1 protein-coding gene is annotated in these 553 nt (G+C 49.0%); it reads left to right on the top strand.

Annotation, left to right across the window (positions count from 1 at the left end; genetic code table 11):
- Positions 1-21: 21 nt before the first annotated feature.
- The coding region (locus tag AC5V8P_RS26020) for an IS3 family transposase (RefSeq protein ID WP_064795927.1) at positions 22-553 on the top strand (532 nt) is incomplete at its 3' end.

Here is a 553-nt window from a genome sequence, read left to right as displayed (position 1 = left end):
CATGCCGAGGAGAGACGCCAGTTGCAAGCTCGCGCAGATGAACATGACTTAGCGCTCATCAAGATGCATTTTGATGCCCTACATGGCAAAGCAGGAGCATTGGTGATTAAAATGAGGCTTGAACGGGAAAATGGTGTTATTATGAACCACAAAAAGATCCGACGGATCATGCGAACGTACAAACTTGTCGCCACGATTCGGCAAGCTAACCCATACCGTAAAATGGCCAAGGCGACTCAGGAACACCAGACATGCCCCAACCTGCTAAAACGTCAGTTTGACCAAGGGGAACCAGAAAAAGTATTGCTCACAGATATCACCTATTTGCACTATGGTCACGGGCAGCGTGCCTACTTGTCTTGTGTGAAGGATGGGGCAACCAAGCAGATACTTGCTCACTATCTGTCATCTTCTCTGGAGCTCGTCTTGGTGGAGCGGACGCTGCAGTTGTTAATTGAACGGTTTGATGGCAATGTTCATCCTGAGGCCATCTTGCACTCTGACCAAGGCATGCACTATACCCACCCCAAAATTCGCCTTCTGGTCCGTAAAG

It is taken from the genome of Paenibacillus sp. N119s, assembly GCF_059447605.1.
This window is presented reverse-complemented; position numbering and strand designations above follow the sequence as displayed.